The sequence below is a fragment of the Bittarella massiliensis (ex Durand et al. 2017) genome, from assembly GCF_001486165.1.
In the GTDB taxonomy this organism is placed as follows: Bacteria; Bacillota; Clostridia; order Oscillospirales; family Ruminococcaceae; genus Bittarella; species Bittarella massiliensis.
The window spans coordinates 718,635-743,814 of the sequence record NZ_LN908977.1 but is presented as its reverse complement, the minus strand read 5'-3'; the positions used below and the strand labels follow the sequence as shown (position 1 = coordinate 743,814).

Below are 25,180 nucleotides of genomic sequence, written 5' to 3'. Positions count from 1 at the left end.
GGAGAGAGACAACTATTTTACCTCGGTTATTGTGATATTTTCCGCCTTGACGCCGGCCTCGCGGATGATGATCTCCTTGATTTGGTTGGCGGTGTCCTCGTTGAGACCGTCGGTCTTGACCACCGCGTCGGCCTTTTCGTTGTTGATATATACCAGGCAGTCGGAATAGCCCTTGGCCTTGATGAGGCTCTCGATCTTTCCCTCGGTCTCCACCGCCTTGACCATGTAGGAGAGGGAGTTGGTCAGAGATTTCTTCTCCTCCTCTGAAATGGTGGTGTCCTTGAGGGATTTTTGCAGTTTGTCCAGAGCCTCATCCCGGCTCTTCTGGCGGTTGGTGCGGGACTCGGCGAAGTACTCCTCCCCCTTTTCCACCGGGGCGGAGGTCTCCTCCTTCTCCCCCAGCTCCTCGTCGCTCTTGGAGCTGCCGTCGCCCGAGCCGTTGACGTACTCGGCGTCGCCGTAGTTGCCCGACGCTGAGAGGGAGTCGGTGGTGGTGAAGTCGCTGCCCGATTTGGCGAACTGCCAGTTGAGATAGACCGCCACGCTCAGCGCCAGCACCAGCGCCCCCAAGATGACCTGCTTCTTTCCTGCTTTCATGATTTGTTTACCCCTTTCTTTGCCTTTTCTGGGCACCCCGTGCCAAAGGGCGGTCTACCCGCCTTTTTTCGCTATGTAAACGCGGTTGGAGGGGACGTCCAGCAGGGTCGTCACCGCCTCCAAAACCCGCCCTTCCACAGTGGGGTCGCCCCCTCCGTCGCAGACGATGAGCACCCCCTTGATGACCGGCTCCAACGTGCTCTGCACCACCGCCTGTTTCTTGCCGTTTTGGTCCTCCACCAAGAGATAGCTCCTCTCGGTGCTCTCTCGGCTCTTGCCGCCCTGGCCCGCCATGGCGTCCACGCTCTTTTTCTCCTCGTAGAGATACTGGCTCTCGGAGGAGCGCTCCAGGGTGACCATCACCTCCACCCGGCCGACCCCCTGCACCTTTTGCAGGATGTCCGTCAGGTCCTTCTGGGTCTGCGACACATACGCCTCCTGGCTGACAGGGGTCGAAGAGGCGCCTGCACTTTGGGAGGATCCCTTTTTGGACTTGCCGTTGCCCCCCAGACTGCTGAGAAAGATGAGCAGCACTCCGACGGCCCCCAGGATGACGATGAGTTTTGTTTTGTCCACTTTTGTGAGAAGTTCCTTGCACCTATCCAGCATCTTCTGTGTCCTCCGCACTCGAGGTGGGCAGGCCGAACGCCTCGCTGACCTGGCGCTCCAGAGCCTCGTCCCGCCCCTTTCCCGTTTGGATTTTGATTTCTCTAATATCTATGCGCCCCCCCTCGTCCACATGAGTGCGCACCTCTATTTTTTCATAGTCCTTCCCCTGTCCGTCCAGGTAGGCGCCGATCTGGGTGCGCAGGTTCTCGGCCGCCAGGGCCGCCACCTGTTTTGCGATCTGTTCCTGCGCCTGGCTTACCTGGGGCAGTTCCCCCGCCGAGGGGAGGTTGAATGAAACCCCGCCCAGCCCCGACAGGGGGGCGACGATACAGGCCAGAAAAAAGACGTTGACCGCCACCTTGAACACCGACTCCATGCTGCGGGAGGGGGCCACCATCTTGAAGATCCCACCGCAGATGCAGCTGAGACAGAGGGCGAACCCCCACTGCTGAATTGCCTGCACGACCCGTTCCCCCTTTTTAGCCGACGCCCATCATGACGATGACCGTAGTGATGATGACCAGCAGCGCGTAGGTGAAGAGGAGCGCCACCGCAATGGTGAGACAGTTGCCGATGGATTTGAGGGTGTCCCGCACCGACGAGACCCCCAGCATGTCGCAGAAGAACGCCCCGGCCCAGAGGGTGGTTTTGTAGAGCAGGCAGCGCAGCAGCAGCGGCACAAAGGAGACGACCACCGCGGCGATCCCGAAGACCCCGACCCCGTTTTTGACCACCTTGAGACAGCCGTAGACCGAGGAGAGGGCGTCGGAGACCGCGCCCCCCACGATCGGCACCATATTGCCGATGAGGAGTTTGCCGGTCTTCATGGCCAGGTTGTCCGAAGCGGAGGTGACAAAGCTCTGCATCGAGAGGACGCCGCAGAAGATGGTCAGCAGCAGGGTGAGCACCACCACCACTGCATTTTTCAACCCCCCGCTGATGGCCGAGACCCGCAGGTCGCTCTGCACCGCGCCGGTGACCGAAAAGGCCAGCATCAGCCCCAACAGAGGGACGATGGTGGAGGAGCAGATGGCCGAGACCCCCTGCACCACCAACATCAGCACCCCGGAGTAGGCCGTGGCCGTCAGCGGCTGGCCGGAGGTGGCCGCCACCGTGGAGTAGATGGGGGCGAAGGTGGCGATGAACTGGTTGGTGGAGAGAAGGGTCTGGTTGAGGTCTTGGATCAGCCGGTAGACCGGCGCGACCACCGCCACCGCAATACAGAGGGCGGCCACCACCGACACCACCGGGGAGAGGCTTTCGGAGAAGAAGGTGCTCTTCATGCTCTCGGCCATGGCGCAGACCAAAATGGTGACCACGATGAGGGCCAGAATGCGGATGGGCTCTTTGGCGGTGGTCTTGATCGACTCCCAGAGGCTGCCCAGCAGTTTGGGCAGGTCGAGGAAAGAGAGGGCGCTCTCCCCTGTCAAATCGCCGTCGAGAAGGCCGCTGTCCTCTAGGGTATCCCTGGCCCCTTCGGGAAGGGCGTCCTCTAACTGGGAGGCGCCGCTCAAATCGTACTGTTCCTGCAAGATCTGCTGGGTGTCGGTGGACGGGCTCTCCTCCTCCCCCTCTTCGGCAAAGGCAGTCCAGGGCGAAAAAAAGAGGAGGGCCAGGGCCAACAGCAGGGCGGCCAAGATCCTTGAATGTCTCACAGCACCACCCCCTTTACAGGAAAATCAGGTCGTCCAAAAAGGAGACCACCGTTTTCAGCATCGGCAGGGCCAGGGCCAACACCGTGACCTTGCCCGCCAGTTCCACCTTGGAGGCGATGGCCTGCTGCCCGGCGTCCCGGCAACTGTCGGCCGCCAGCTGCACCACGTAACAGACCCCCAGGCACTTGAAGAGGGTGCCGATGTTTTCTGCCACCCCCTCTGAGAGCAGCGAAATGGAGAGGACCTCCTGCAGCACCGGCAGCAGGGAGGCGGCGATATAGCCGAAGAGCAGCACTCCCGCCCCCACCGACACCACCACGGCGATTTGGGGGCTATACTGCTTGAGGGTGAGGGCCAAAATCGCCGCGACGATGGCAAAGACCGCCACGCCCAGCACGTTCATTTCCCCCACCGCCTCACAGGTCGAAGATGGCCTTGACGGTGTCAAACAGGGTGCTGATCTCCCCGATGATCATCATCAGGACCACGATGAGCCCCGCCAGGGTGGTGAGCATGGCCTGCTCCTCCCGCCCGGAGCGGATGAGCACCTGGTTGAGCACCGCCACGATGATGCCGATGGCGGCAATTTTGAAGATGAGATCTACGTCCATTTTCGCGTCCTCCTTTTGGGGCTACCAGAGGATGATGGAGAGGCCCAGCCCCGCCAGCACCCCCAGGGTGTTGTACATCTTTCCGTTTTTTCGGTAGGCCTCTCGGGTCTCCTCCAGCTGTTCCTCCAACTTCTGCACCAGCAGGGCCAGGCGGGAGAGCTCCACCGGGGAGGGGCGGGTGCCGAATTCCCGCCCAAAGTCCAACATCAACTGGCGAAGGGCAGGCGGACTCTTTTGCAGGCAGCGGCACCCCTCCACCGCGCTGCAGAAACTGGCGGAGAAGTCGCCGGTCTCCATCCCCCTGCAGCAGAGGGGGAGAAAGTCGAGCCCGGCAAAGCGGGGGTCTTGGGCGGCCTGTTGCAGCAGTTCCCCCACCGGCGCGCCGCCGTAGGTCAGCTCCCCTTCGATCCCGCGGAAGAATTTGAGCAGGGTCTGCACCAACCGCTCCTCTTCTCGGATGCGGCCAGAGAGGTAAAGTCCCCCCAACGAACAGGCCGAGAGGAGGAAGAGGCAGCCGATTGCCTTAACCACGGGCAGCCCCCCTCTCACAGCGGGCCCTGACCGAGAAATCGTGCGGCGAGACCTGCAGAAAGTGGGTGAAAAAGCCCTGTTTGAGCAGCGGGGCCAGGGCAGGGTTTCGCCGCAGGTCCTCCACCGTGTCTCCGTGGGCGGTGGCGATGACCCAGACCCCCGAAACGGCGCAGCGCCGCAGGGCGGCCACGTCCTCCTCGTTGCCGATCTCGTCGCAGGCCACCAAGTCGGGGGACATGGTGCGCACGCAGCGAAAGATGCCCTCGGCCTTGGAGAAATAGCTCTGCACAAAGGCGCCCGGGCCCAAATCGGTCTGGCACTGGCCCCCCAGGCAGTTGGCCAATTCCCCCCGCTCGTCCACCACCCCCACCTTTAAATAGCGCTCCCATCCGCCGTCGGAAAAGGCACGGATGAGGCCCCGCAGAAGGGTGGTCTTGCCGCTGCCCGGCGGGCCGACGATGAGGGTGTTCCCCAGCCCGTGCAGCCGGTAAAAGCGGAGGACAGCCGGGTCGGCGGGCAGCGCCCCCCGGGCGATGCGCAGGTTGACGGCCTCAAATTCGTGTACCGTCTCCCCCGTCTCGGGGGAGTAAAACCGCTTGCCACACAGCCCCACCCGGTGCCCACCGCGGATGGTGAGAAAGCCCTGGGCGATCTGGTCCTGGTGGGAGTAGAGGGAGTACTCGCAGCAGGCCTGCACACAGGAGCGCACCTGGGCGGCGGTGGCGCAGAGGGCCCCTTGGGGCTCGTCCAGCAGCGTCCCCTCCCCCAGAAAGCGCAGCCGCCCCTCCCCGTAGAGGGAGACGGGCTGCCCAGAGGTGAGGCGGATTTCCTGACAGCGCTCCCAAACGGGCTGGGGCAGGGCCAGACAGCCGCTGCGAATGGGTTCGGGCAGGACGGCCGTCACCTGCTCAAAAGGGGTTTCTCGACTCATGGTTCATCCCTCCCACAACTTGTACACTAACACTATATGGGTTGTCCCACCGGGATAGAACCTGTCCCAAAACGCAAAAAAGGGCCCGCAGCGCATCCGCTGCGGACCCTTTTGCCAAGTGGGACTCAGGGTATTTTTTCTCGGATGGAAAAGAGGAGGTCCACCGAGGGGCGCCTGCCCAAGCTCTTTTCCGTGTGGCGCTCAAATTCCAGGCCACAGGCCCGGTAGGGGCTGTCGGAGAGCCACTGGATGTAGAAATACCGCTTGGCCGCCCCGACCGCCACCCCCCAGAGAAAGGCCCAGCGGGGGCGAACCGCCATCCTACCGTAAAGCCCGGCTGGCAGGGTCAGCTCCCGAAGCGCCGGATGGGGCTGCGCGCCCCCCACAAAGAGGGAGAAGCGGACGCTTGCCTCGTCATAGTCTCGGGAGAGGACGTAAAAGGGCAGCACCTGCTCTCCCTGCCGCTGGATCATCGCCCGGTACCGGCGCGAGAGGGCGGGGATGTCTCTGGCGACCGTTTTGTCGCTGGAGGGCTGCCAGAGGCCGTAGAGGGTGAGCTCCTCCAATTGCAGGCACTCCACCGTCTGTCTTCTCATCCGTTTGACACCGCCTTTCCACATCGATTATTGCCAGCCCATCGATCGGCAGAAGTGCAGCAGGTTGTCGACCGTCTGCCGAAGGTTGTCGGCACTGTGGTGGCGGGCGGTGGCAAAGGCCTCGGCCCGGGGGTTGATGGAGAAGATGCCCGAGACCCCCTCTGCATAGGCGGCCTCGGCGCCTTCGCCGATTTCCCCCACCAGGGCGATCACCGGCACCCCCTGTGCCCGGGCCCGGCGGGCGACCCCGACCACCACCTTGCCGCGCAGGCTCTGGCTGTCGATCCTCCCCTCCCCGGTAAAGACCAGGTCGGTCTCCCGCAGCAGGTCGTCAAAGTGCACCGCGTCGAGCAGGGCGTCGATCCCCATCTGCAGCCGAAAACCCAGCAGGGCACAGACGCCGCCCCCCATCCCGCCGGCAGCCCCCGCTCCCGGCAGCAGCTGCAGATCCCGACCCGTCTCGGCCAAGACCATCTCCGCCAGCCGCCGCAATCCCCCATCCAGCTGCATCACCTGTTCGGGGGTCGCTCCCTTTTGGGGGGCAAAGACGGCAGCCGCGCCGCTGGGGCCGTAAAAGGGGTTGTCGATGTCACAGATGGCGACCTTTTCGGCGGCGGCCAGCCGCGGGTCGAGCCCGGAGCAGTCGACGGCGGCGATCCGCCCCAGGGTGCCGCCAACAGGGATAAAGGGGACCCCCTTGTCGTCCAAAAAACGGACCCCCAAGGCGGCGGCCGCACCGGCCCCGCCATCGTTGGTACAGCTGCCCCCCAGACCCAACAGAATCTTCTCGCACCCCCGCAACAGGGCGTCGGCAATCAGCTGTCCCACCCCGTAGGTGGTGGTGCGCAGAGGGTCTTCCCGCCCCTCCACCAGGGGGAGTCCGGCGCAGGCCGCCATCTCGATGACGGCGGTGCGGGGGCTGCCCTCCAAGATGCCGTAGAAGGCGGTGCGCTCCTCAAAATAGGGGCCCGCCACCGGCAGGGTGATCTTCTCCCCCCCGAGGGCGGCGAGGAAGGCATCCACCGTCCCCTCGCCGCCGTCCGCCACCGGGATGGCCCGCAGCTGGGCCGAGGGGTCGCAGCGGCGGACACAGTCGGCCAAAATGTCGCATATCTGCCCAGAGGTGAGGGTGCCCTTAAAGGAGTCGGGCACCGCGAGGTAGCGCTTCATCGACAGAGTCTCCCCTCTCTTTTGCCTTGACAGGAGAGGGGGAAAGCCCGCAGACTCTCCCCCTCTCGCTCAAAGCGGATATTTTTAGATTTTTTCTTCCAGCAGCTGGCGCATCAGGCCGGGGTTCCCCTGCCCCTTGGAGCGCTTCATGCACTGGCCCACGAGGAAGCCCAGCACATTGGTCTTGCCGCTGTGATAGTCCTCCACCGCCTTGGCGTTTTCGGCCAGCACCTCGGTGACGATGGCCTCCAACACGGCGGTGTCGCTGACCTGGGCGAGCCCCTTGTCCTTGACGATCTGGTCGATGGCGATCTCCCCGTCGTCGAGGATGCACTCCAGCACCGTCTTGGCGGAGGTAGTGGAGATGGTTTTCTGGTCGATCAGGGAAATCAGCTCCACCAGCCGCTCAGGGGTGAGGGCGAGATCATCCAGTTCGCAGCCGCGCTCGTTGAGGACCTTGGCAATGTCGCCCAGCAGCCAGTTGCAGACCGACTTGGGCGCCACCTTTCCCCCCTCGAGGCACTGCTCAAAGAAGCGGGAGCGGCTCACGTCCTCGGCGATGAGGGTGGCCTCTTTCTGGGGTAGGCCGTAGGAGGTCATATACCGCTCGATCTTCTGGTTGGGCAGTTCGGGGATGGTGGCCTTGAGCTCCTCCACATGCACTTCGGGGATGTAGATGGTCCGCAGATCGGGCTCGGGGAAGTAGCGGTAGTCCTGGGCGTCCTCCTTGCTGCGCAGCAGCTCGGTGACCCCCTTGGCGTCGTTCCAGCGGCGGGTCTCCTGCTCGATGACGCCGCCGGCATCCAAGATCTCCTTCTGGCGGGCCATCTCGTACTCGATGGCGCGGACGGCGCCGCTAAAGGTGTTGACGTTCTTCATCTCACAGCGGGTGCCGAAGGTGTTCGACCCCTTGGGCATCAGGGAGACGTTGACGTCACAGCGCAGCGAACCCTCCTGCATCTTGCAGTCGGAGATGTCCAGGTAGAGGAGGATGGAACGGATGGTCTCCAGGTAGGCGTGGGCCTCTTCCGGGCTGCGGATGTCGGGCTCGGACACGATCTCGATGAGGGGGACGCCACAGCGGTTGAAGTCCACCAGGGAGCCCTCGAAGGACTCGGCGTGGATGAGCTTGCCGGCGTCCTCCTCGATGTGGATGCGGGTGATCCCCACCCGTTTCTTCTCGCCGTCGACCATGAAGTCCAGATAGCCGTTTTCACACAGGGGGATGTCGTACTGGGAAATCTGGTAGGCCTTGGGCAGGTCGGGGTAGATGTAGTTCTTCCGGTCCTGCTTGGTGACGTTGTTGATGGTGCAGTGGGTGGCGTGCCCCATGCGGATGGCGTACTCCACCACCTCCTTGTTGAGGGTGGGCAGAGTGCCGGGCATCCCCAGGCAGATGGGGCAGCACTGGGAATTGACCTCGGAGCCAAAGGAGTTTTTGCAGCCACAGTAGATCTTGGTTTTGGTGGAGAGTTCCGCATGGATCTCCAACCCGATGACAACTTCGTATTCCACGGTAAACCCTCCTTATTTCGACGCGATGGCGGGGACGGTGAACTGATGGCCCGTCGCCTGTTCGTAGTGGTGCCCGGCGCTGAGCAGCACGTCCTCCCCGAAGTGGGGGCCGATGAGCTGCATGCCGATGGGCAGCCCCTGGCTGTCCCTGCCGCAGGGCATGGCCAGGGCGGGCAGCCCGGCGATGTTCACCGGCACGGTGCAGATGTCGGACTTGTACATCTTCACCGGGTCGTCGACATTTTCGCCCAGCTTGAAGGCCGTCTGGGGGACGGTGGGGGTCAGCAGGAAATCGCAGTCGGCAAAACAGGCGTCGAACTCGGCACAGAGGGCGCTCTGAAAGGCCTTTCCCTTTTTGTAGTAGGCGTCAAAATAGCCGGAGGAGAGGACGTAGGTGCCCAGCATGATGCGGCGCTTGACCTCGGCGCCAAAGCCCTCGGTGCGGGTGTTGACATACATCTCCTGCAGATTCTGGTAGTGCTCGCTGCGATAGCCGTATTTGACCCCGTCAAAGCGCGCCAGATTGGAGGATGCCTCCGCCGAGGAGATGATGTAGTAGGCCGACAGGGCGTGGGGGGAGGAGGGCAGCGAGACCTCTTTCACCTGGGCGCCCAGGGAGCGAAAGACCTCGGCCGCCTGCATGACGGCGGCGGAGACCTCCTCGTCGATGCCCTCGCCGAAGTACTCTTTGGGGATGCCGATGGTCATCCCCTTCACGTCGCGGGCCAGGTAGTCGCGGTAGTCCGCCCGGTGGCCCCGGTCGCAGGAAGTGGCGTCCATCTCGTCCGCGCCGGAAATGGCCGAAAAGAGCATGGCGGTGTCCTCGCAGCTGCGGGCCATGGGGCCCACCTGGTCCAAAGAGGAGGCAAAGGCCACCAGCCCGTACCGGGAAACGGCCCCGTATGTAGGCTTAAGGCCCACAATGCCGCAGAAGGAGGCGGGCTGGCGGATAGAGCCGCCGGTGTCGGAGCCCAGGGCCAAAACCGCCTCGCCGGCCGCCACCGAGGCGGCGCTGCCGCCCGAGGAGCCGCCGGGGACCCGGCTCAAATCGTGGGGGTTGTGTGTCTTTTGGAAGTGGGAGTTCTCGCAGGAGGAGCCCATGGCGAACTCGTCCAGGTTCACCTTGCCGGTGATGGGGAGGAGGTTTTCCTCCACCTTTTTGACCACGGTGGCGCTGTATGGGGGGACGAAGTTGTAGAGCATCTTCGAGGCGCAGGTGGTGGTGACCCCCTCGGTGCAGAGGTTGTCTTTGATGGCGATGGGGATGCCTGCCAGCGGGGGCAGCTCCTCCCCTGCGGCGAGCTTCTCGTCCACCAGGGCGGCGGTCTTGCGGGCCGACTCCTCGGTGAGGGCCAGGTAGCTTTGCACCTGGGGCTCACAGGCGGCGATCTGCGCAAACACTGCATCGGTGATCTCGGCGGCGGTGATCTCTCTGTCGCGCAGCAGCTGGTGCAGCTGGGCGGCGGTCTTCTGAATCAGTTCCATTTCCCTGCTCCTCCTATTCCAGCGTTTTGGGGACGACGACGCAGCCCGCCTCTACCTGGGGGGCGTTTTGCAGCAGCTTGTCCCGCGGGGTGGAGGGGCGGACCTCGTCCTCCCGCAGCTGCATGGCGTCTTCCACCTTGGGTTTGGCGTCAAAATCGGCCTGGTCGGGCAGGGCCTCCACCATCTGGATGATGTCGCTCATCTGCTTTTGATAGGTCTCGATCTCATTGTCCTCGATCTTCAAATAGGACAGCTTGGCAATGTGCCGCACGTCGATTTCCATATCCATTCCTCCATCTGTATAACGGTTTGTGCCGCCCCTGCAGAGCGGCGATCTCTGGCCAAAATACCCCTACTGGATCAGCTCCAAAAACGCCTCTTCCGTGAGGACGGGGACATCCAGACTCTCGGCCTTTTCCAGCTTGCTGCCGGCGTCCTCCCCCGCCACCAGGTAACTGGTGGCCTTGGAGACGCTGGAGGCGACCTTGCCCCCGTTTTGCTTGATGAGCTCTTCGATCTCCTTGCGGGTGAAGCGGGTGAGCTTGCCGGTGACCACGAACTTCTTGCCGGTCAGCTTGTCGCCCACCGCCTGCTTGTGGGCGGTGGTGTTGACCCCCCGGGCCACCAGCTTGTCGATCACCCGGCGATTTTCCTCCTGGGCGAAAAAGCGGACCACGTTCTGCGCCATCACCCCGCCGATGCCGTCGACGGCGCTGATCTCCTCCTCGCTGGCGGCCATGATGGCCTCCAGGGTGGGAAAGCGCTCGCAAATCAGTTCCGAGGCGCGCTTGCCCACATTCTTGATCCCCAGCCCGAAGAGCAGCCGGGGCAGGTCGTTTTTCTTGGACGCCTCGATGGCGGAGATGAGGTTTTGGGCCGCCTTCTCCTGAAAGCCCTCCAGCTCCACCACCTGCTCAAAGGTGAGGGCGTAGAGGTCGCCGAAATCCTCTATCAGGTCGGCCTTTTGCAGCGCCTCGATGATGGCGGGGCCCAGGCCGTCGATGTCCATGGCGTCGCGGGAGCAAAAGTGCCACAGCCGGCGGAAGTTTTTGGCCGGACAGTGGGGGTTGGGGCAGCGGGTGGCCGCCTCGTCCTCCGCCTGGACGGTCTTGGTGCCGCAGGAGGGGCAGTAGGCGGGGATCTGAAAGACCTGGGAGCCCTCGCAGTGGCGCTTGACGGCCACTACCTCGGGGATGATCTCCCCCGCTTTGCGCACCACGATCACGTCGCCGATGCCCACCTGCTTTTCGTTGATAAAGTCCTGGTTGTGCAGCACGGCGCGGCCCACAGTGGTTCCCGCCAGGGTGATGGGGTCAAAGAGAGCGGTGGGGATGAGGGCGCCGGTGCGCCCGACGCTGATCTCCACCTCCCGCAGGATGGTCTCCTTCTCCTCCGGCGGGTACTTGTAGGCAATGGCCCACTTGGGGTATTTGGAGGTGCTGCCCAGCTCCTCCCTCTCGTGCAGGTCGTCCACCTTGACCACCGCGCCGTCGATGTCGAAGGAGAGCTTCCCCCGCAGGCCGTCAATTTCGCGGATGCGCTCCACCGCCTCCCCGGCGCTCTGGCAGAGGACAAAGTCGGGCGAGACGGGAAAGCCCTGCTGGGCCATCCAGCGCAGCGTCTCGCTGTGGGCGGTGAAGGCCTTGCCCTCGACCTGTTGCAGGTTGAAGACGAAGATGGAGAGCCCCCGCTCCCCGGTGATGGACGCGTCCTTCTGGCGCAGGGAACCGGCGGCGGCGTTGCGGGGGTTTTTGAAGGGCTTCTCCCCCTCCTCTATCTGGCGCTCCACCAGTTTTTCAAAGCTGGCGCGGGGCATGTACACCTCGCCCCGCACCTCCAGAAAGCCCTGAAAGGGGATGGTTTTGGGGATGTCTTTTATAGTGCGCAGATTGACGGTGATGTCCTCCCCCACCAGGCCGTCGCCCCGGGTGGAACCCCGCACCAACCGGCCGCCCCGGTACTCCAGCGAGACCGAGAGGCCGTCGATCTTCATCTCCACCACGCAGGGCATGACCCCGCCCTCGGGGGTGATTTTCTGCAAAAACTCCTCCACCTCTTCCACCGAGAAGACATCCTGCAAACTCTCCATCTTCACCTGGTGGGCGACCTTTTCAAACTGGTTGGAGGAGACGCCCCCCACCCGGTCGGAGGGGGAGTGTTCGCTCTTGTACTGGGGGTGCTCGGCCTCCAGCGCCCGCAGCTCTTGGGTGAGCTGGTCGTAGTCGTAGTCGCTGATTTCGGGGTCGTCCTGGTTGTAGTAGCGGTCGTTGTGGTACTCGATCTGCCTCTCCAACTCCCGCATCCGCTCAAAAACGGCGTCTGGCATAGCTGTTTCTTCCTCCGTTCATACACTCGTCTAGTATAGCATATCTTTTCCCCCTTTTACAGGGGCTGCCCTCAAAATTATGGGGCAAATTTCCACCCCCTATACCCCCTCTGCCCCAGCTTCCAAAAAGCCGGGCGGCCCCTCTCTCAGGGCCGCCCGGCGTGCCTGCCTATTTGGTGTAGTCGTTGATCTTTCCGATGAGGGAGGAGTCGTCCCCTGTCACATGGGTGAACTGGTCCGGCGTCGCCCCGACGATGATGGTCTCTGCCAGGGTGTAGCCGACGTTGAGTTCGGTCTGGGTCACGTACCCCGGGATGATGGCCGAAAGCATGACCGACACCTTCAGCACCACCCGGTGCCGGGTCTGGTTGATGCCCGCCGAATCGAATTGGCTGTCCACCGAACAGGTGGCGTAGGAGGAGGGCTGCACCCGCAGGGTGATGTCGGGCCCCACGCCCTGCAAAATCTGGGTGCCCAGCAGGGAGCCCACCGGGATTTTGATGGTCTGTAGCCCGATTTGGGACATCTCGCTGTTGATGCGGTCGGTGATCCCCGCCTTGAAGAGGTTGACGTTGACGGTGTTGAGCGAGATGCCGGTGACCTGGGCGTTGGCGTCCCGGGTGACGGTGGAGAAGGTCCCGTACTCCACCCCCTCCTTTCCCAGGTAGTCGAGGATGGCCGCGTCAATCACCTCGGTGGCAAAGCTCTTGATTTGGTAGGTGGCAAAGGACTGCACCATCGGCCGCAGTTGGTGGTCGATCGCCGCCACCGCCCCAAAAAGGACAAGCAGCAACACCCCCACCCGCAACAGCCATTCCCGCCGGTGCCGCTTTCTGCGGTGCCGCATCTGCATCCCCTCCCCCGCTCAAAGTCTCTGCTCCATTCTATGAAGGGGCGGAAAAAAGGTGAAAATCAGCTTCAAAGGGCGGTGTTTTCACAAAAAAGCGCCCTCTGCCGGCACAGGCAGAGGGCGCTGAAAAACCAATTTTGCTAGATGGAGATGGCGTGGCCGATGTTGAGCAGCCGCTCGTCGATGGTCTTTTGCATGGCCAGGGCCTCGTTGATCTCAAAGTCGACCAACTCGCCCTTCTGAATGGCCACCACCCGGTTGCCGATGTTCTGGGAGAGCAGCTCCACGGCGCGGTAGCCCATCTTGGTGGCCATCACCCGGTCGCGCAGGGTCGGGCTGCCGCCGCGCTGCACATGGCCGAGCACGGTGGTGCGCGAGTCGATGCCCAGGGTATTCTGGATCAGCCCAGCAATGTCGCCGGCGCTGCCCACCCCCTCGGCCACCACCACGATGAAGTGGCGCTTGCCCACGCTCTGGGAGTAGCGGATGCGGTCGAGCAGGTCCTTTTGGGGGTCAAAGGGCTTTTCGGGGACCAGGATGACGCAGGCCCCGCAGGCGATGCCGGTGTTCAGGGCGATGTGCCCGGCCCGGCGGCCCATCACCTCGACCACGCTGCAGCGCTCGTGGGAGTGGGCAGTGTCCCGCAGTTTGTCGACCATCTCCATGGCGGTATTCATGGCGGTATCATAGCCGATGGTGTACTCGCTGCAGGCGATGTCGTTGTCGATGGTGCCGGGGACGCCGACGCAGGGGACCCCTACGTTGGAGAGGTCCTGCGCGCCGCGGAAAGAGCCGTCGCCGCCGATGACCACCAGGCCGTCGATGCCGTGCTTCTCGCACATCTCTTTGCCCTTCATGACGCCGGACATCTCTTTGAACTCCAGGCAGCGGGCAGTGTAGAGAATGGTGCCGCCCCGCTGAATGATCTCGGACACCGAGCGGATGCTCATGTCCATGATCTCCTCGTTGAGAAGACCGGAATAGCCGCGCATGATCCCCTTGACCTTGATGCCCATGGAGATGGCGGTGCGGACGACTGCGCGAATGGCGGCGTTCATGCCCGGGGCATCCCCGCCGCTGGTCAAGACGCCGATCGTCTTGATCTCTTTATCGGTGTGCATGGTGCGAACCTCCTATATGTCAACTACCTTTTTCACATACGAATTTATTGTACACGGCAGCCCAATCGATTGCAAGGACAAAAATGGGAAATCAGGAAATGATAACGTTTTTATCTCCGAAAATATTCTTTAAAGTCCGCATCAGATCCTCTGTCGGCCCTACCCGCAGGCTCTTGCTCTTGAGCTTTTTGCGGGTGTCGGCAAAGCAGATGTAGACCGGATAGTCGCCGGGGTATCCCCCCACCAGCGAGGGGATCTTGGCCATCAGCGCCTCGTTGCGGTTGGGCAGAAGGATGTAGAGGGCCTGGCCGTCAGCCCGCTCAGGCGGCGGGGCGGCCGGGGCGGGGTGGGGGGGACAGACACCGGGGCGGGCGGGCGCTCCCTCCCTCCCCTTCCCCCTCTGGGGGGCGGCGGGGATCCGGCCTCGGCGGGGGACTGCACGTACTCGCAGATGAGCTTGGGCGCCTCCTCCTCGCGGATGGAGAGATGCCCGCCGATGACGACGATGGCGTTTTCCCGCAGCAGGGGCCTGTACTGCTGGAGGGTGGAGGGAAAGACCAGCATCTCCATGGTGCCGGTGCGGTCCTCCACATCGGCGAACATCATGGTGCTCTGGCTCTTGGTGATTTTGGTGCGGGCAGCGGTGACCACCACCAAGAAGCGGACGTTGAGGCCGTCCTTACTGTCGTCCAGTTGGAGCATGGAGGCGATCTGCGGGAACTTGCCCCGCTCGATGACCTCCCGGTACTCGTCCAGGGGGTGGGCGGACATGTAGCAGCCGATGATCTCCTTTTCCATCTGCAGCTTTTCCCGCAGGGGGTAGTCCTCCACCGCGGGGAGGGTGAAGGGCTCCTCCTCCCCCTCCTCCCCGCCGCCGAAGAGGTTGAGCTGGCCCTCCACGTTGCGCCGGTCCCGCTCTTCGATGTAGTCGAAGAGGCCGTCGATGGCCTCCACCTGGGCGCGGCGGTTGGGGTTGAGCTTGTCCAGACAGCCGCAGCGCACCATGTTTTCAATGGCCTTTTTGTTCAGCTGCCGGGTCAAGATCTTCTTCATCCGGTCGACGAAATTGTAGAGGGAGGTAAAGGGCCCGCCCTTCTCCCGCTCCGCCACGATCTCGGCAATGACCCCCTCCCCCAGCCCCTTGATGCCCAGGAGGCTGTACTGGATGGCGTCCCCCGACACGGTGAAGCGCTGGTAGCTCTCGTTGATGTAGGGCGGCAGCACCGGAATCTTCATCTGGTCGCACTCGGCAATGTACTCGGCCACCTTGTCGGTGTTGCCCAGCACGCTGGTGAGGAGGGCGGCCATAAACTCCTTGGGGTAGTGGCATTTTAAGTAGGCCGTCTGGTAGGCCACATAGGCGTAGGCCGCCGCATGGGATTTGTTGAAGGCATAGGAGGCGAAGGAGGACATCTCATCGAAGATGTCGTTGGCCGTCTTCTCGTCGATGCCATTTTTGATGCAGCCCACGCACTGGCTGTCAGGGTCCTCGTCGCCGTAGAGGAAGCGCTGGCGCTCCCTCTGCATCACGTCGGCCTTCTTCTTGCTCATGGCCCGGCGGACCATGTCGGCCTGGCCGTAGGTGAATCCCGCCAGCTTGCGGCAGATCTGCATCACCTGTTCCTGGTAGACGATGCAGCCGTAGGTCACGTCGAGGATCTCTTCCAGCCAGGGGTGCTTGTAGGTGATGAAGGCGGCGTTTTTGCTGGCCTTCAAGTAGCGGGGGATCGAGTCCATCGGTCCCGGGCGGTAGAGGGAGATGACGGCGATCAAGTCCTCGATGCGGGTGGGGCCCAGATCGGTGAGCACCCGCTTCATCCCCTCCGATTCAAACTGGAACACCCCCCGGGCATCGCCCGAAGCCAGCATCTCAAAGGTGACCCGGTCCTGCTTGTCTATGGCCCCGATGTCAAAATCGGGCTCCCGGCGGCGAATCATCCGCTCGGCGTCGCTGATGACCGTCAGGGTGCGCAGGCCGAGAAAGTCCATCTTCAGGAGGCCCAGTTCCTCCAGAGTAGTCATGGTGAACTGGGTGACGATCTGCCCGTCGGTGCTCTGCAATGGTACGTACTCGTAGACCGGCAGCCGGCTGATGACCACCCCGGCGGCGTGGGTCGAGGCGTGGCGGGGCATCCCCTCCAGCTTCATGGCCATATCCAGCACCTCGTGGGCGGTCTGGTCGCTGTCGTAGAGCTGCTTGAGGTCGGAGGAGATCTTCAGCGCCTCGGCGATGGTGATGTGCAGCTGCATGGGGATGAGCTTGGCGATCTGGTCGCAGGTGGAGTAGGCGATGCCCAGGGCCCGCCCCACGTCCCGCACGGCGGCTCGGGCCGCCATGGTGCCGAAGGTGATGATTTGGGCCACGTGGTCGGCGCCGTACTTCTCAATGACATAGTCGATGACCAACTGCCGCTTTTCATAGCAGAAGTCGATGTCGAAATCGGGCATCGAGACCCGCTCCGGGTTTAAAAACCGCTCGAAAATCAGGTTGTACTCGATGGGGTCGATCCCGGTGATGCCGATGCAGTAGGCCGCCAGGCTGCCCGCGCCCGAGCCGCGCCCCGGCCCCACCGGGATGTCGTGGCTCTTGGCATAGTTGACAAAGTCCTGCACGATGAGGAAGTAGTCCACATACCCCATCTGGGTGATGACCCCCAGCTCGTAGGAGAGCCGGTCCTGGATCTCCTGCGGGCAGTCCTTCCCGTAGTGGTTCCAGAGCCCCTGCCAGCAGAGGTCCTCGAAATAGGACTGGTTGTCGCCGGTGGGCGAGGTGAAGTAGGGCAGCTTGGTGACCCCGAACTCGAAGTCCAGCTGGCACATGTCGGCAATTTTGCGGGTGTTGGCAATGGCCTCGGGCAGGTGGCCGAAAAGGGCCTCCATCTCCTCCCGGCCCTTGACGTAGAACTCTTCGGTAGAGAACTCGATGCCGGTGTCCTCGTCCACCGTCTTCCCCAGCTGGATGCAGGTGAGCAGGTGCTGCATCTTGCTGTCCTCTCGGCTCAGGTAGTGACAGTCGTTGGTGCAGACCAATCCCACATCCAGCTTTTTGGCCAGGGCCACCAGTTTGGGGTTGACCTCCGCCTGCAGATCCAGGCCGTGGTTTTGCAGCTCGATGTAGTAGCGGTCCTTGCCGAAGAGGTCGCGGTAGAAGCAGGCGGTCTCCTCCGCCCCCTTGTCGTCCCCCTGCAAGAGCAGGCTGGGCACCTCGCCGGCAATGCAGGCCGAGAGGGCGATGAGCCCCTCGCTGTGCTCCTGCAGCAGCTGGTGGTCGATGCGGGGCTTTTTGTAGAAGCCGTCGATAAAGGCCTGGCTGACCATGTAGATGAGATTTTGGTAGCCGGTGTAGTTTTCGCAGAGGAGGACCAGGTGGTGGTTTTGCGAGTCGAGCCCGTGCACCTTGTCGGTGCGGGCGCGGCTGGCCACATAGACCTCGCAGCCGATGATGGGCTTGACTCCTTTGGCTTTGGCGGCCTTGTAGAAGTCGATGACCCCGTACATCACCCCGTGGTCGGTGATGGCCACCGCGTCCTGCCCCAGGGAGAGGACCTTGTCCATCAACTGGTTGATGCGGCAGGCCCCGTCGAGCAGGCTGTACTCGGTGTGCAGGTGCAGGTGGACAAAACCGTTGTCATTGGCCATTGCTTCCTTCCTCCTCTCGCAGTTTTTTTGCCAGTTGCCGGATCTTGGCCAGCCGCCGGTTGAGGCTGGAACGGCTGATCCCCGGCGGGCAGACTTCCATCAGCTGGTTGAGGGAGGCCTCGGGGTTTTCCAGCCGCAGCCGGGCGGCCAACAGCAGCTCCTCCCCCAAAAAGTCCTCCCCCCTCTTTTTCAGTATGTACTCGATGTCCGCCGTCTGCCCGGCCGCGGCGGTGGCGGTCTTGTCGATGTTGGCGGTCTCACAGTTGGTGAGGCGGTTGACCTGGTTGCGGATGTCCTTGTAAATTTTGACGTTCATCACTTCCAGCGACTTCATCGGCGCGCCAACGGCCACCAGCACCTCCTCGATCTCCTTGCTGTCTTTGAAGTAGAGGAGGTTGACGTTCCCCCGGCGGGAGACCTTGGGCTGCCAGCCGATGCGGCGGAACTCCTCGGCCAGGTCCTCCGTCAGCCCCCGGCGGGAGGAGGTCAGTTCCAGGTGGTACTCCTTTTGGGGGTTGGTGACCCGCCCCATGCTCAAAAAGGCGCCCGCCAAAAAGTGGCGGCGGCACTCGGTGCAGACAAAGCACTGGCGCTGGATGTGCAGGCTCACCTCCTGCCCGGCATGGCCGTAAAAGAGGAGGATCTGCTGGATGTCGTCGGGGTCCACGATGCGAAAGGAGTAGAGGCTGTGCCCGGCGGCATTCTGCCGCTCGATGCTGTAGGTGCGCATCATCTCGCCGAAGATGCGGCGGGTCAGCTCCTTGGCAAACTGCACCACCGCCTTTTTTTCCGACACCAGCTCGATGGAGGCAGCGGAAAAAGACCTGCCGCCGAGCAGCAGGCCATACAGCATGGCCGCCGCACAGCAGCGGGTCTCCGGCACATTTTTCATGATCTCCGTCTTGACCGAGGTGGAAAATGACATGGCCTACCTGTCCTTTAAGATGTCCCGATGGGTGACCTTGGCCTTGAGCCCCTGGTCGGCAAAATGGCGGTTGAGGGTCTCTGCAATGGCCACCGAGCGGTGCTTGCCGCCGGTGCAGCCGATGCCGATGACCAGTTGGCTCTTGCCCTCGTTCTTGTAGTAGGGGACCGAGAAATCCAGCAGGTCAAAGAGCTTTTGCACGTAGAGCCCCGTCTCCTTCTGCCCGAACACATAGTCGTAGACCGGCTGGTCCAGCCCGGTCTGGTGCTTGAGTTCGGGGATGTAAAAGGGGTTGGGCAGGAAGCGCACGTCAAAGACCAAGTCCGCCTCCACCGGAATGCCGTATTTAAAGCCAAAAGAGAGGGTGTCGATTTGGAAGAAGGAAGAGGCGCTGTCGGCAAAGATGTCGATGATGCGCTGCTTGAGCTGGGTGATGGAGAGGAGGGTGGTGTCGATGACGTAGTTGGCCTGCTCCTTTACCGGCTTGAGGATCAGCCTGTCGGCAGCCACCGCCTTTTCCAGCGAACCGGCCACATCCAACAGGGGGTGGCGGCGGCGGGTCTCCTTATAGCGGCGCACCAGCACCTCGTCGGCGCAGTCCAAAAAGAGGATCTTCACGTCGACCCCGGTGGCCTTGATGCTCTCCACCTCTTCCAGCAGCTTGTAGAAAAAGTCGCCCGAGCGGGCGTCGGCCACCACCGCCACCTTGCGCAGCTTGCCATCGGTCTGTGCGCAGACCTCAAAGAAGCGGCCGATCAGGGCCGGCGGTATGTTGTCGATGCAGTAGTATCCCATGTCCTCGATGACCCGCACCGCCTGGCTCTTCCCCGCTCCCGAAAGGCCGGTGATCACCAAAAGCTCCATCTTCGCGTCCATTTTTACATCCCCCTCGCCAACTGCCCGAACGGGCAGTTCGTCTCGTTTGGTCGGTGGGAGGCAGCCCTCACTGCTCCCCTAAAAAACGCACCTCCGGCTCCAGGGAGAAGCCGGTCTTTTCGCGCACGATCCGCTGCACCTGGGCAATCAGCCCCAGCACGTCGGCGCAGGTGGCGCCGTCGGCGTTGACCACAAAGCCGCAGTGTTTCTCGCTCACCCGGGCCCCGCCCACCGAAAAGCCCCGCAGCCCGCACTCGTCGATGAGCTTGGACGCATAGCTGCCCTGGGGGCGTTTGAAGGTGCTGCCGGCGCTGGGCTGCTCCATGGGCTGTTTGGTGTAGCGGCGGCCCAGCAGGTCGTCCATCTTCTCCTTGATGGCCCCCTTCTCCCCCGCCCGCAAGCCGAGGGAGACCCGGGTGATGAGGCAGTCCCGGTCGGAAAAGTAGCTGTGGCGGTAGGAAAAGCCGCACTCCTCCCGGGAGAAGGTCTTTTCCTCCCCCCCCTCCCAGAAGGTCACGGAGGAGAGGACGTCCTTCATCTCGCCGTCGTAGGCGCCGGCGTTCATGTAGGCCGCCCCGCCCACGCTGCCGGGGATCCCCCAGGCAAATTCCAGCCCGGAGAGGCCGTGCTGGTAGGCGCTGTAGCAAAGCCTCGCCAAAGAGACCCCGGCGTCCACCTCCACCGCCTCGCCGTCAAAGGAGAGGCGGCCGTATTTGTTGGCGCTCTTGAGCACCACGCCGCGGTAGCCCCCGTCCCCCACCAGCAGGTTGGAGCCCCGCCCCAGCGGAAACCAGGGAAGCCCTTCCCGCTCCAGCAGGGTGTAGAGCTCCCCTGCCGCCTGGGCGGTGTGGGGGATGACCATCCAGTCGGCTGTCCCCCCAATGCGAAAGGTGGTGTGGCGGGAAAGGGGTTCGTCGCGCAAGATGTCGCAGTCCTTGGTCTTTGCCTCTTGAATAAAGCGGTCGTAGTTCAAAGCGTTCCTCCTGCCAGTGCAGTATTTCCGGTCACAGAGAGACCGGGACGCGCCGGTTGGCCAGGGCCTTTTCAAAGCGGCCCAGGTCGGCGTTGACGATCAGTTCTTCGGGAAAATCGGCGGCCGCGAGGATGTCGGTGGCCTTTTCAAATTCCCCCACCCGGAAGGGGGAGTGGGCGTCGGTGTTGACGATGACCTCCACCCGGTGCTCTTTGCAGAGCTTGGCGATGGTGAACATATTTTCGGCCGCCCCCTCGCGGAAGGTCACCGACGAGGCGTTGAATTCGATGTACTTGCCGCTGTCCTTGAAGAGGGGCACCACCCGCTCGTAGTCAAAGCGGTAGCAGTTGGCCCCGGGGTGGCCAAAGACGTCCACATAGGGGTTTTTCAGCAAGTTGAGCACCGCCTCGGTGTTCTCCTCCACGCTGCCGGGGGCGATGACCTCGGGGTGCATCGAGCAGACCACCCACTCCATCTTCTGCAAAAAGTGTTCGTCCAGGTCCACCTTGCCGGTGCAATCCATCAAGTTCAGCTCGCACCCCCGCAGCACCCGCACCCCTTCGATGACCGGGGGGAGCTGGCGGAGGTTGCCAAAGTGCCAGAGGTCGGGCGAGTCGGGCATGGAGGGGGCGTGGTCGGTCATCCCCAAGATGGGAAGCCCCTTTTCGGCGGCGCCCCGGGCCATCTCGATGACGGTGCCGTAGGCGTGGGTGGAGGCGATGGTGTGGGTGTGGGTGTCTGCAATCAATCTCATGCTGTTTTTATCTCCTTTGGCGTTACACTATTCACTCTATGTGGTCGGGCGGCCGTTCATCCCCTAAAAGAGGTCGACGTCCTGCTCCTCGGCCTTTTTTACGTCCTCGATCATTCCCAGGTTGGTCAGCAGCTGGCGGGCGGCGTTGTAGCCCATCCTCTTCTGGCGGTTGTTCATGGCCGCCACCTCGATGATGATGGCCAGGTTCCGCCCGGGCTTCACCGGGATGGTGAGGGAGGGGATCTTGATCCCCAAAATTTCGGTGTGGGTGTTTTCCAGGCCGATGCGGTCGTAGTTCTTGTCGGCCTCCCAGGGCTCCAGGTGGATGATCATATCCACCTTCTCGCTCATCTTGACCGAGCCGATGCCGAAGATGCGGCGGACGTTGACGATGCCGATGCCCCGCAGTTCGACAAAGTGGCGGATGTTGTCGGGTGAAGTGCCCACCAGGGTGGTGGTGGAGGTCTTGCGCAACTCCACCGCGTCGTCGGCGATGAGCCGATGGCCCCGCTTGACCAGCTCGATGGCGGTCTCGCTCTTGCCGACGCCGCTCTCCCCCAACAGCAAGATGCCCTCGCCGTAGACCTCGACAAGCACGCCGTGGCGGGTGATGCGGGGGGCCAGTTCGATGTTGAGCAGGGAGTTGAGCCCCGACATGAAGGCGGAGGTGGGCTCGCTGGTGCGCAGCAGGGGGACGCCGTTTTCCTCGGCGTAGCGGATGGCGGACTCGAAAATCTCCAGCCCGCGGGTGAAGATGACGGTGACCGGCTGGGTCTTGAAGAAGCGGCAGAGACTTGCGTCCCGCGCCTCGTCGTCGAGGTCCAGCAGGTAGGAGTACTCCAAATTGCCGATGAGCTGGATGCGGGAGCAATCAAAAAAATCGTGATGGCCCGCCAGGTAGAGGCCGGGGCGGTTCAGATCGCCCACGGTGATGGCGATCTCGGCGGGGTCCTTGGGCATCACGATGGGTTCCAGGCCGAATTTGTGCACGATGGTGGCAAGACTTACGCTGAATTTTCCTTCCATATTTGCAGTCCCCCTTAATGTATCTTAAGTATATATGAAAAATGGCCGCCTTTCAACTGACATTTAGCCGGAAGCGTTTCTTTTAAAAAACGATTATGGTATACTAGGTGCAGACAAGACCGGCGGGCCCCTCCCCCTGCAGACGGGGGCCCGCCAAACCAATACAGAGGAGTTCTTTGGATTATGAAAGTAGCGCTTTTCGTCGAGACCTATCTGCCGTACATCAACGGTGTGGTCACCCACGTCCACTCGCTGAAAACCGGTCTGGAGATGCTGGGCCACCAGGTATTGGTGGTGACCGCCGACCCGGAGGTGAAGCGCCACACCTTGAAAGACGGGGTCCTCTACTGCCCCTGTAAAAAACTCAAGCGGATCTACGGCTACGGCCTGGCCGCCCCCGTGAGTCGGGTGCGGGAAAAGCTCATCGACAACTTCGCCCCCGACATCGTCCACGTCCACCAGGAGTTCGGCATCGGCCTCTTCGGCTACCAGTACGCCAAGCGGCGCAAGGTCCCCATGGTCTACACCATGCACACCATGTACGACGACTACCTCTACTACGTGGTGCCCAAGCACCTGATCCCCGCCGCCAAGCAGGTGGCCGGCCGCTACTCGCGGATGTTTGTCAAGGCCGCCGCCCAGGTGACCGGCCCCTCGAAAAAGGTCGAGAGCTATCTGCGCAGCCACGGCATCAAAAAGCCGGTCAACGTGGTGCCCAACCCGGTGGAGCTGGACACCTTCAACCTGGAACACGCCGACATGGAGAAGGTCGCCGCCCTGCGGGAGCAGTTTGGCTACGCGGCCGACGACTTTGTCACCGTCTTCGTCGGCCGGGTCGGGAAGGAGAAAAACATCGACCAGCTGCTGGATTTCTGGGCCGCCTCCCAGTTGGCAAAGGAGCCCCGCATCAAGCTGATGGTCATCGGCGACGGGCCGGAGCGGGAGGAGCTGATCGACAGGGCCGCGTCGCTGGGCCTCTCGCCCCAGGTGCAGTTCATCGGCAAGGTGATGCACGACCAGCTGCTGGAATACCTGGTGGCCTGCGACGCCTACGTCACCGCCTCCCTCTCGGACACCAACTCCATCTCCATGCTGGAGGGGATGGCGGTGGGCCTGCCGGTCTTTCACATCCACGACCCCCTGAACAAGGGCCAGGTGGTGGAAGGGGTCAACGGCTTCATCTACAACAGCGCCGACGAGCTGGCGGAAAAACTGCTGGCCTACCGGGATTTGGAGGACAAACAGCCCCTCAAGGAGTCGGTGGTGGAGTCGGTGCAGCACTCCGGCGCCAAGACCCTGGGCGAAAACCTCGAAAAAATCTATGTCAAGGCCCTGCGCTCTTGACTAACGCAAATTTTGTGATATACTATCGCATCGGGCGGAAGGGATACAGCTGTCCTCGAAATGTGGACATCTCCCCCTCCCCGCCCCTGTGTACGATACAGAAATGACTGCGGCCCGACCTGGGTCGCCGCCTGCACTTCAAATGGCGCGCCAGATCCCCCGCCCAAACGGGGGCGCGCCATTTTTTGTGGCGCAGAGAAGAAAACGGAGGGTACCACGGTGAAAAAACAACACTACGACATTGCCATTATCGGCGGCGGCATCGGCGGCATCATGGCCGCTTACCGGATCGCGGAGAACGCCCCGGAGAAATCGGTGGTGCTGGTGGAAAAGGGCCATGCCATCGTCAAGCGGGTCTGCCCCATCGTCGCCAAAAAGGTGCAAAAGTGCATCAAGTGCGAGTCCTGCGCCATCATGGAGGGGATGGCCGGCGCCGGCGCCTTTTCCGACGGCAAGTATGTCATCTCCACCGAGTACGGCGGCTGGCTGACCGACTTTTTGGCCCCCAGCACGGTCATCGACTACATCGAGCAGGCCGACAAGATCCTGGTCTCCTTCGGCGCCACCACCGAGCGGTTCATGCCCAACAACGACCTGAAAAAGCTCTGCCTGCAAAACGACCTGCACATGGCCCAGGCCCAGCTCAAACACCTGGGGACCGACGCCAACTTCGATACCATGCGCAAGCTCATCGAGGAGATCAGCTCCAGGGTGGAGATCGTCACCGACACCAACGTGATCGACGTCGACCGCGAGAGCCACGAGATCTTCACCGAGGACCGCAGCGGCACCGCCTCCTTCAAGGCGGACGAGATCATCTTCGCCGTGGGCCGGGCCGGCAGCCGCTTCTTCTCCGAGTGGTGCGCCCAAAATCAGATCCCGCTGGAAAACAACCAGGTGGACGTGGGGGTGCGCGTCGAGCTGCCCTCGATGATTTGGGACGACTTCTCCAAAAAGATCTACGAGCCCAAAATCTGGTACCGCTCCAAAAAATACGGCGACGTGACGAGGATGTTCTGCTTTAACGAGCGGGGCCAGGTGGTGACCGAGAACACCGACGGGGTGCTCACCGTCAACGGCCACGCCTACCGGGACGAGGCCAAGAAGAGCCAGAACTCCAACTTTGCCCTCCTCTCCACCATCCGCTTCACCCAGCCCTTCAACCAGCCCATCGAGTACGCCCGCCACGTGGCCCGGCTGGCCAACCTCATCAGCGGCGGCAGCGTGCTGGTGCAGCGCCTGGGCGATTTGGAGAACGGCCGTCGCACCGACGAGGCCCGGCTGCGCCAGTCCACCACCCGCCCCACCCTGGACGCGGTGGCCGGCGATCTCTCCCTGTGCATGCCTAAGCGCCAGCTCGACAGCATCCTGGAGACCCTGCACGCCCTGGACGCCATTGCCCCCGGCACCGCCAACCACGACACCCTGCTCTACGGCATTGAATGCAAATACTACTCCGCCCGTCCGGCGGCCGACGACTTTGCCATCAGCGGCTGCAAGGGCATCTACGCCCTGGGCGACGGGGCCGGTTTCACCCGTTCCCTCTCCCAGGCGGCGGCCAACGGCCTCTACGTGGCCGACAAACTGACCAAGAAATAGCCTTCTTCCCGGCGTTTCAAAAGCGGCCAGACCGAGCGATTCGGCCT

Annotated in this window: 25 protein-coding genes; 2 read left to right on the top strand and 23 right to left on the bottom strand. The window is 62.7% G+C overall.

The window, feature by feature from the left end:
- Positions 1-12: 12 nt before the first annotated feature.
- The 23 genes from BN3266_RS10450 to hprK form a co-directional block, all read right to left on the bottom strand.
- On the bottom strand, positions 13-597 hold the full coding sequence (locus tag BN3266_RS10450; RefSeq protein ID WP_021659118.1) for a SpoIIIAH-like family protein: 585 nt from the start codon (positions 595-597) through the stop codon (positions 13-15).
- Between the two features lie 54 nt (positions 598-651).
- Positions 652-1,173 carry a hypothetical protein gene (locus BN3266_RS10445; protein ID WP_059005102.1) on the bottom strand — a complete coding sequence of 174 codons (522 nt, stop codon included), beginning with the start codon at positions 1,171-1,173 and terminating at the stop codon, positions 652-654.
- Positions 1,174-1,195: 22 nt separating this feature from the next.
- A complete protein-coding gene (locus BN3266_RS10440; protein WP_021659116.1) occupies positions 1,196-1,669 on the bottom strand; it encodes a stage III sporulation protein AF in 474 nt (157 codons plus the stop codon).
- 16 nt (positions 1,670-1,685) lie between these two features.
- The gene (locus BN3266_RS10435) at positions 1,686-2,861 is read right to left on the bottom strand and encodes a stage III sporulation protein AE (RefSeq protein WP_082671794.1); all 1,176 of its coding nucleotides are present in this window, start codon (positions 2,859-2,861) and stop codon (positions 1,686-1,688) included.
- A gap of 13 nt (positions 2,862-2,874) precedes the next feature.
- Positions 2,875-3,264: a stage III sporulation AC/AD family protein gene (locus tag BN3266_RS10430; RefSeq protein WP_021659114.1), complete on the bottom strand. Its 390-nt coding sequence runs from the start codon at positions 3,262-3,264 to the stop codon at positions 2,875-2,877.
- Between the two features lie 13 nt (positions 3,265-3,277).
- A complete protein-coding gene (gene spoIIIAC / locus BN3266_RS10425) occupies positions 3,278-3,472 on the bottom strand; it encodes a stage III sporulation protein AC (RefSeq protein ID WP_021659113.1) in 195 nt (64 codons plus the stop codon).
- Between the two features lie 21 nt (positions 3,473-3,493).
- A complete protein-coding gene (locus BN3266_RS14105) occupies positions 3,494-4,003 on the bottom strand; it encodes a stage III sporulation protein AB (protein WP_021659112.1) in 510 nt (169 codons plus the stop codon).
- Positions 3,996-4,934: a hypothetical protein gene (locus tag BN3266_RS14100; RefSeq protein ID WP_059005100.1), complete on the bottom strand. Its 939-nt coding sequence runs from the start codon at positions 4,932-4,934 to the stop codon at positions 3,996-3,998. Before BN3266_RS14100 ends, BN3266_RS14105 begins: the two co-directional genes overlap by 8 nt.
- 125 nt (positions 4,935-5,059) lie before the next feature.
- Positions 5,060-5,530: a hypothetical protein gene (locus BN3266_RS10410; RefSeq protein WP_059005099.1), complete on the bottom strand. Its 471-nt coding sequence runs from the start codon at positions 5,528-5,530 to the stop codon at positions 5,060-5,062.
- Positions 5,531-5,557: 27 nt separating this feature from the next.
- Positions 5,558-6,700, bottom strand: a complete 1,143-nt coding sequence (locus tag BN3266_RS10405; RefSeq protein ID WP_059005098.1) for a glycerate kinase family protein — start codon at positions 6,698-6,700, stop codon at positions 5,558-5,560.
- Positions 6,701-6,784: 84 nt separating this feature from the next.
- On the bottom strand, positions 6,785-8,215 hold the full coding sequence (gene gatB, locus BN3266_RS10400; RefSeq protein WP_059005097.1) for an Asp-tRNA(Asn)/Glu-tRNA(Gln) amidotransferase subunit GatB: 1,431 nt from the start codon (positions 8,213-8,215) through the stop codon (positions 6,785-6,787).
- A gap of 12 nt (positions 8,216-8,227) precedes the next feature.
- Positions 8,228-9,700: an Asp-tRNA(Asn)/Glu-tRNA(Gln) amidotransferase subunit GatA gene (gatA, locus tag BN3266_RS10395; protein WP_059005096.1), complete on the bottom strand. Its 1,473-nt coding sequence runs from the start codon at positions 9,698-9,700 to the stop codon at positions 8,228-8,230.
- Between the two features lie 13 nt (positions 9,701-9,713).
- Positions 9,714-9,983: an Asp-tRNA(Asn)/Glu-tRNA(Gln) amidotransferase subunit GatC gene (gatC, locus tag BN3266_RS10390; protein ID WP_059005095.1), complete on the bottom strand. Its 270-nt coding sequence runs from the start codon at positions 9,981-9,983 to the stop codon at positions 9,714-9,716.
- Between the two features lie 69 nt (positions 9,984-10,052).
- Positions 10,053-12,026, bottom strand: a complete 1,974-nt coding sequence (ligA, locus tag BN3266_RS10385; protein WP_059005094.1) for an NAD-dependent DNA ligase LigA — start codon at positions 12,024-12,026, stop codon at positions 10,053-10,055.
- 169 nt (positions 12,027-12,195) lie between these two features.
- Positions 12,196-12,873 carry a sporulation protein YunB gene (gene yunB, locus BN3266_RS10380; RefSeq protein ID WP_044992332.1) on the bottom strand — a complete coding sequence of 226 codons (678 nt, stop codon included), beginning with the start codon at positions 12,871-12,873 and terminating at the stop codon, positions 12,196-12,198.
- Positions 12,874-13,016: 143 nt separating this feature from the next.
- A complete protein-coding gene (gene pfkA / locus BN3266_RS10375; protein WP_021659102.1) occupies positions 13,017-13,997 on the bottom strand; it encodes a 6-phosphofructokinase in 981 nt (326 codons plus the stop codon).
- Between the two features lie 91 nt (positions 13,998-14,088).
- Entirely contained in the window at positions 14,089-14,262 is a 174-nt protein-coding gene (locus BN3266_RS13950) for a hypothetical protein (protein ID WP_154669061.1), read from the bottom strand.
- A complete protein-coding gene (locus tag BN3266_RS10370; protein ID WP_059005093.1) occupies positions 14,262-17,636 on the bottom strand; it encodes a DNA polymerase III subunit alpha in 3,375 nt (1,124 codons plus the stop codon). The genes BN3266_RS13950 and BN3266_RS10370 overlap by 1 nt, the downstream gene beginning before the upstream one ends.
- Positions 17,626-18,561, bottom strand: a complete 936-nt coding sequence (gene whiA / locus BN3266_RS10365; protein ID WP_059005092.1) for a DNA-binding protein WhiA — start codon at positions 18,559-18,561, stop codon at positions 17,626-17,628. The genes BN3266_RS10370 and whiA overlap by 11 nt, the downstream gene beginning before the upstream one ends.
- Positions 18,562-18,564: 3 nt before the next feature.
- Entirely contained in the window at positions 18,565-19,425 is an 861-nt protein-coding gene (rapZ, locus tag BN3266_RS10360; protein ID WP_059005579.1) for an RNase adapter RapZ, read from the bottom strand.
- Between the two features lie 79 nt (positions 19,426-19,504).
- Positions 19,505-20,410, bottom strand: a complete 906-nt coding sequence (gene murB, locus BN3266_RS10355) for a UDP-N-acetylmuramate dehydrogenase (protein ID WP_059005091.1) — start codon at positions 20,408-20,410, stop codon at positions 19,505-19,507.
- 31 nt (positions 20,411-20,441) lie between these two features.
- Complete coding sequence (locus BN3266_RS10350; protein WP_059005090.1) at positions 20,442-21,164, bottom strand: phosphatase; 723 nt, start codon at positions 21,162-21,164, stop codon at positions 20,442-20,444.
- Positions 21,165-21,227: 63 nt separating this feature from the next.
- Positions 21,228-22,190 (bottom strand): HPr(Ser) kinase/phosphatase, encoded by a 963-nt coding sequence (gene hprK / locus BN3266_RS10345; protein WP_021659096.1) that lies wholly within the window; start codon positions 22,188-22,190, stop codon positions 21,228-21,230.
- A 183-nt stretch (positions 22,191-22,373) separates the two neighbouring features.
- Here hprK and BN3266_RS10340 point away from each other — a divergent pair, with 183 nt between their 5' ends.
- Positions 22,374-23,534, top strand: coding sequence for a glycosyltransferase (locus BN3266_RS10340; RefSeq protein WP_059005089.1), 1,161 nt, complete (start codon positions 22,374-22,376; stop codon positions 23,532-23,534).
- A 219-nt stretch (positions 23,535-23,753) separates the two neighbouring features.
- Positions 23,754-25,133, top strand: a complete 1,380-nt coding sequence (locus tag BN3266_RS10335; RefSeq protein ID WP_075109739.1) for an NAD(P)/FAD-dependent oxidoreductase — start codon at positions 23,754-23,756, stop codon at positions 25,131-25,133.
- Positions 25,134-25,180 lie beyond the last annotated feature (47 nt).

What these genes read in the sequence shown, in the direction of transcription:
- BN3266_RS10450 (WP_021659118.1), bottom strand. Translation starts at nt 597, where the DNA reads ATGAAAGCAGGAAAGAAGCAGGTCATCTTGGGGGCGCTGGTGCTGGCG.
- BN3266_RS10430 (WP_021659114.1), bottom strand. Translation starts at nt 3,264, where the DNA reads ATGAACGTGCTGGGCGTGGCGGTCTTTGCCATCGTCGCGGCGATTTTG.
- spoIIIAC (WP_021659113.1), bottom strand. Translation starts at nt 3,472, where the DNA reads ATGGACGTAGATCTCATCTTCAAAATTGCCGCCATCGGCATCATCGTG.
- BN3266_RS14100 (WP_059005100.1), bottom strand. Translation starts at nt 4,934, where the DNA reads ATGAGTCGAGAAACCCCTTTTGAGCAGGTGACGGCCGTCCTGCCCGAA.
- BN3266_RS10410 (WP_059005099.1), bottom strand. Translation starts at nt 5,530, where the DNA reads ATGAGAAGACAGACGGTGGAGTGCCTGCAATTGGAGGAGCTCACCCTC.
- BN3266_RS10405 (WP_059005098.1), bottom strand. Translation starts at nt 6,700, where the DNA reads ATGAAGCGCTACCTCGCGGTGCCCGACTCCTTTAAGGGCACCCTCACC.
- gatA (WP_059005096.1), bottom strand. Translation starts at nt 9,700, where the DNA reads ATGGAACTGATTCAGAAGACCGCCGCCCAGCTGCACCAGCTGCTGCGC.
- gatC (WP_059005095.1), bottom strand. Translation starts at nt 9,983, where the DNA reads ATGGAAATCGACGTGCGGCACATTGCCAAGCTGTCCTATTTGAAGATC.
- ligA (WP_059005094.1), bottom strand. Translation starts at nt 12,026, where the DNA reads ATGCCAGACGCCGTTTTTGAGCGGATGCGGGAGTTGGAGAGGCAGATC.
- yunB (WP_044992332.1), bottom strand. Translation starts at nt 12,873, where the DNA reads ATGCGGCACCGCAGAAAGCGGCACCGGCGGGAATGGCTGTTGCGGGTG.
- pfkA (WP_021659102.1), bottom strand. Translation starts at nt 13,997, where the DNA reads ATGCACACCGATAAAGAGATCAAGACGATCGGCGTCTTGACCAGCGGC.
- BN3266_RS13950 (WP_154669061.1), bottom strand. Translation starts at nt 14,262, where the DNA reads ATGGCCAAGATCCCCTCGCTGGTGGGGGGATACCCCGGCGACTATCCG.
- BN3266_RS10370 (WP_059005093.1), bottom strand. Translation starts at nt 17,636, where the DNA reads ATGGCCAATGACAACGGTTTTGTCCACCTGCACCTGCACACCGAGTAC.
- whiA (WP_059005092.1), bottom strand. Translation starts at nt 18,561, where the DNA reads ATGTCATTTTCCACCTCGGTCAAGACGGAGATCATGAAAAATGTGCCG.
- rapZ (WP_059005579.1), bottom strand. Translation starts at nt 19,425, where the DNA reads ATGGAGCTTTTGGTGATCACCGGCCTTTCGGGAGCGGGGAAGAGCCAG.
- BN3266_RS10350 (WP_059005090.1), bottom strand. Translation starts at nt 21,164, where the DNA reads ATGAGATTGATTGCAGACACCCACACCCACACCATCGCCTCCACCCAC.
- hprK (WP_021659096.1), bottom strand. Translation starts at nt 22,190, where the DNA reads ATGGAAGGAAAATTCAGCGTAAGTCTTGCCACCATCGTGCACAAATTC.
- BN3266_RS10340 (WP_059005089.1), top strand. Translation starts at nt 22,374, where the DNA reads ATGAAAGTAGCGCTTTTCGTCGAGACCTATCTGCCGTACATCAACGGT.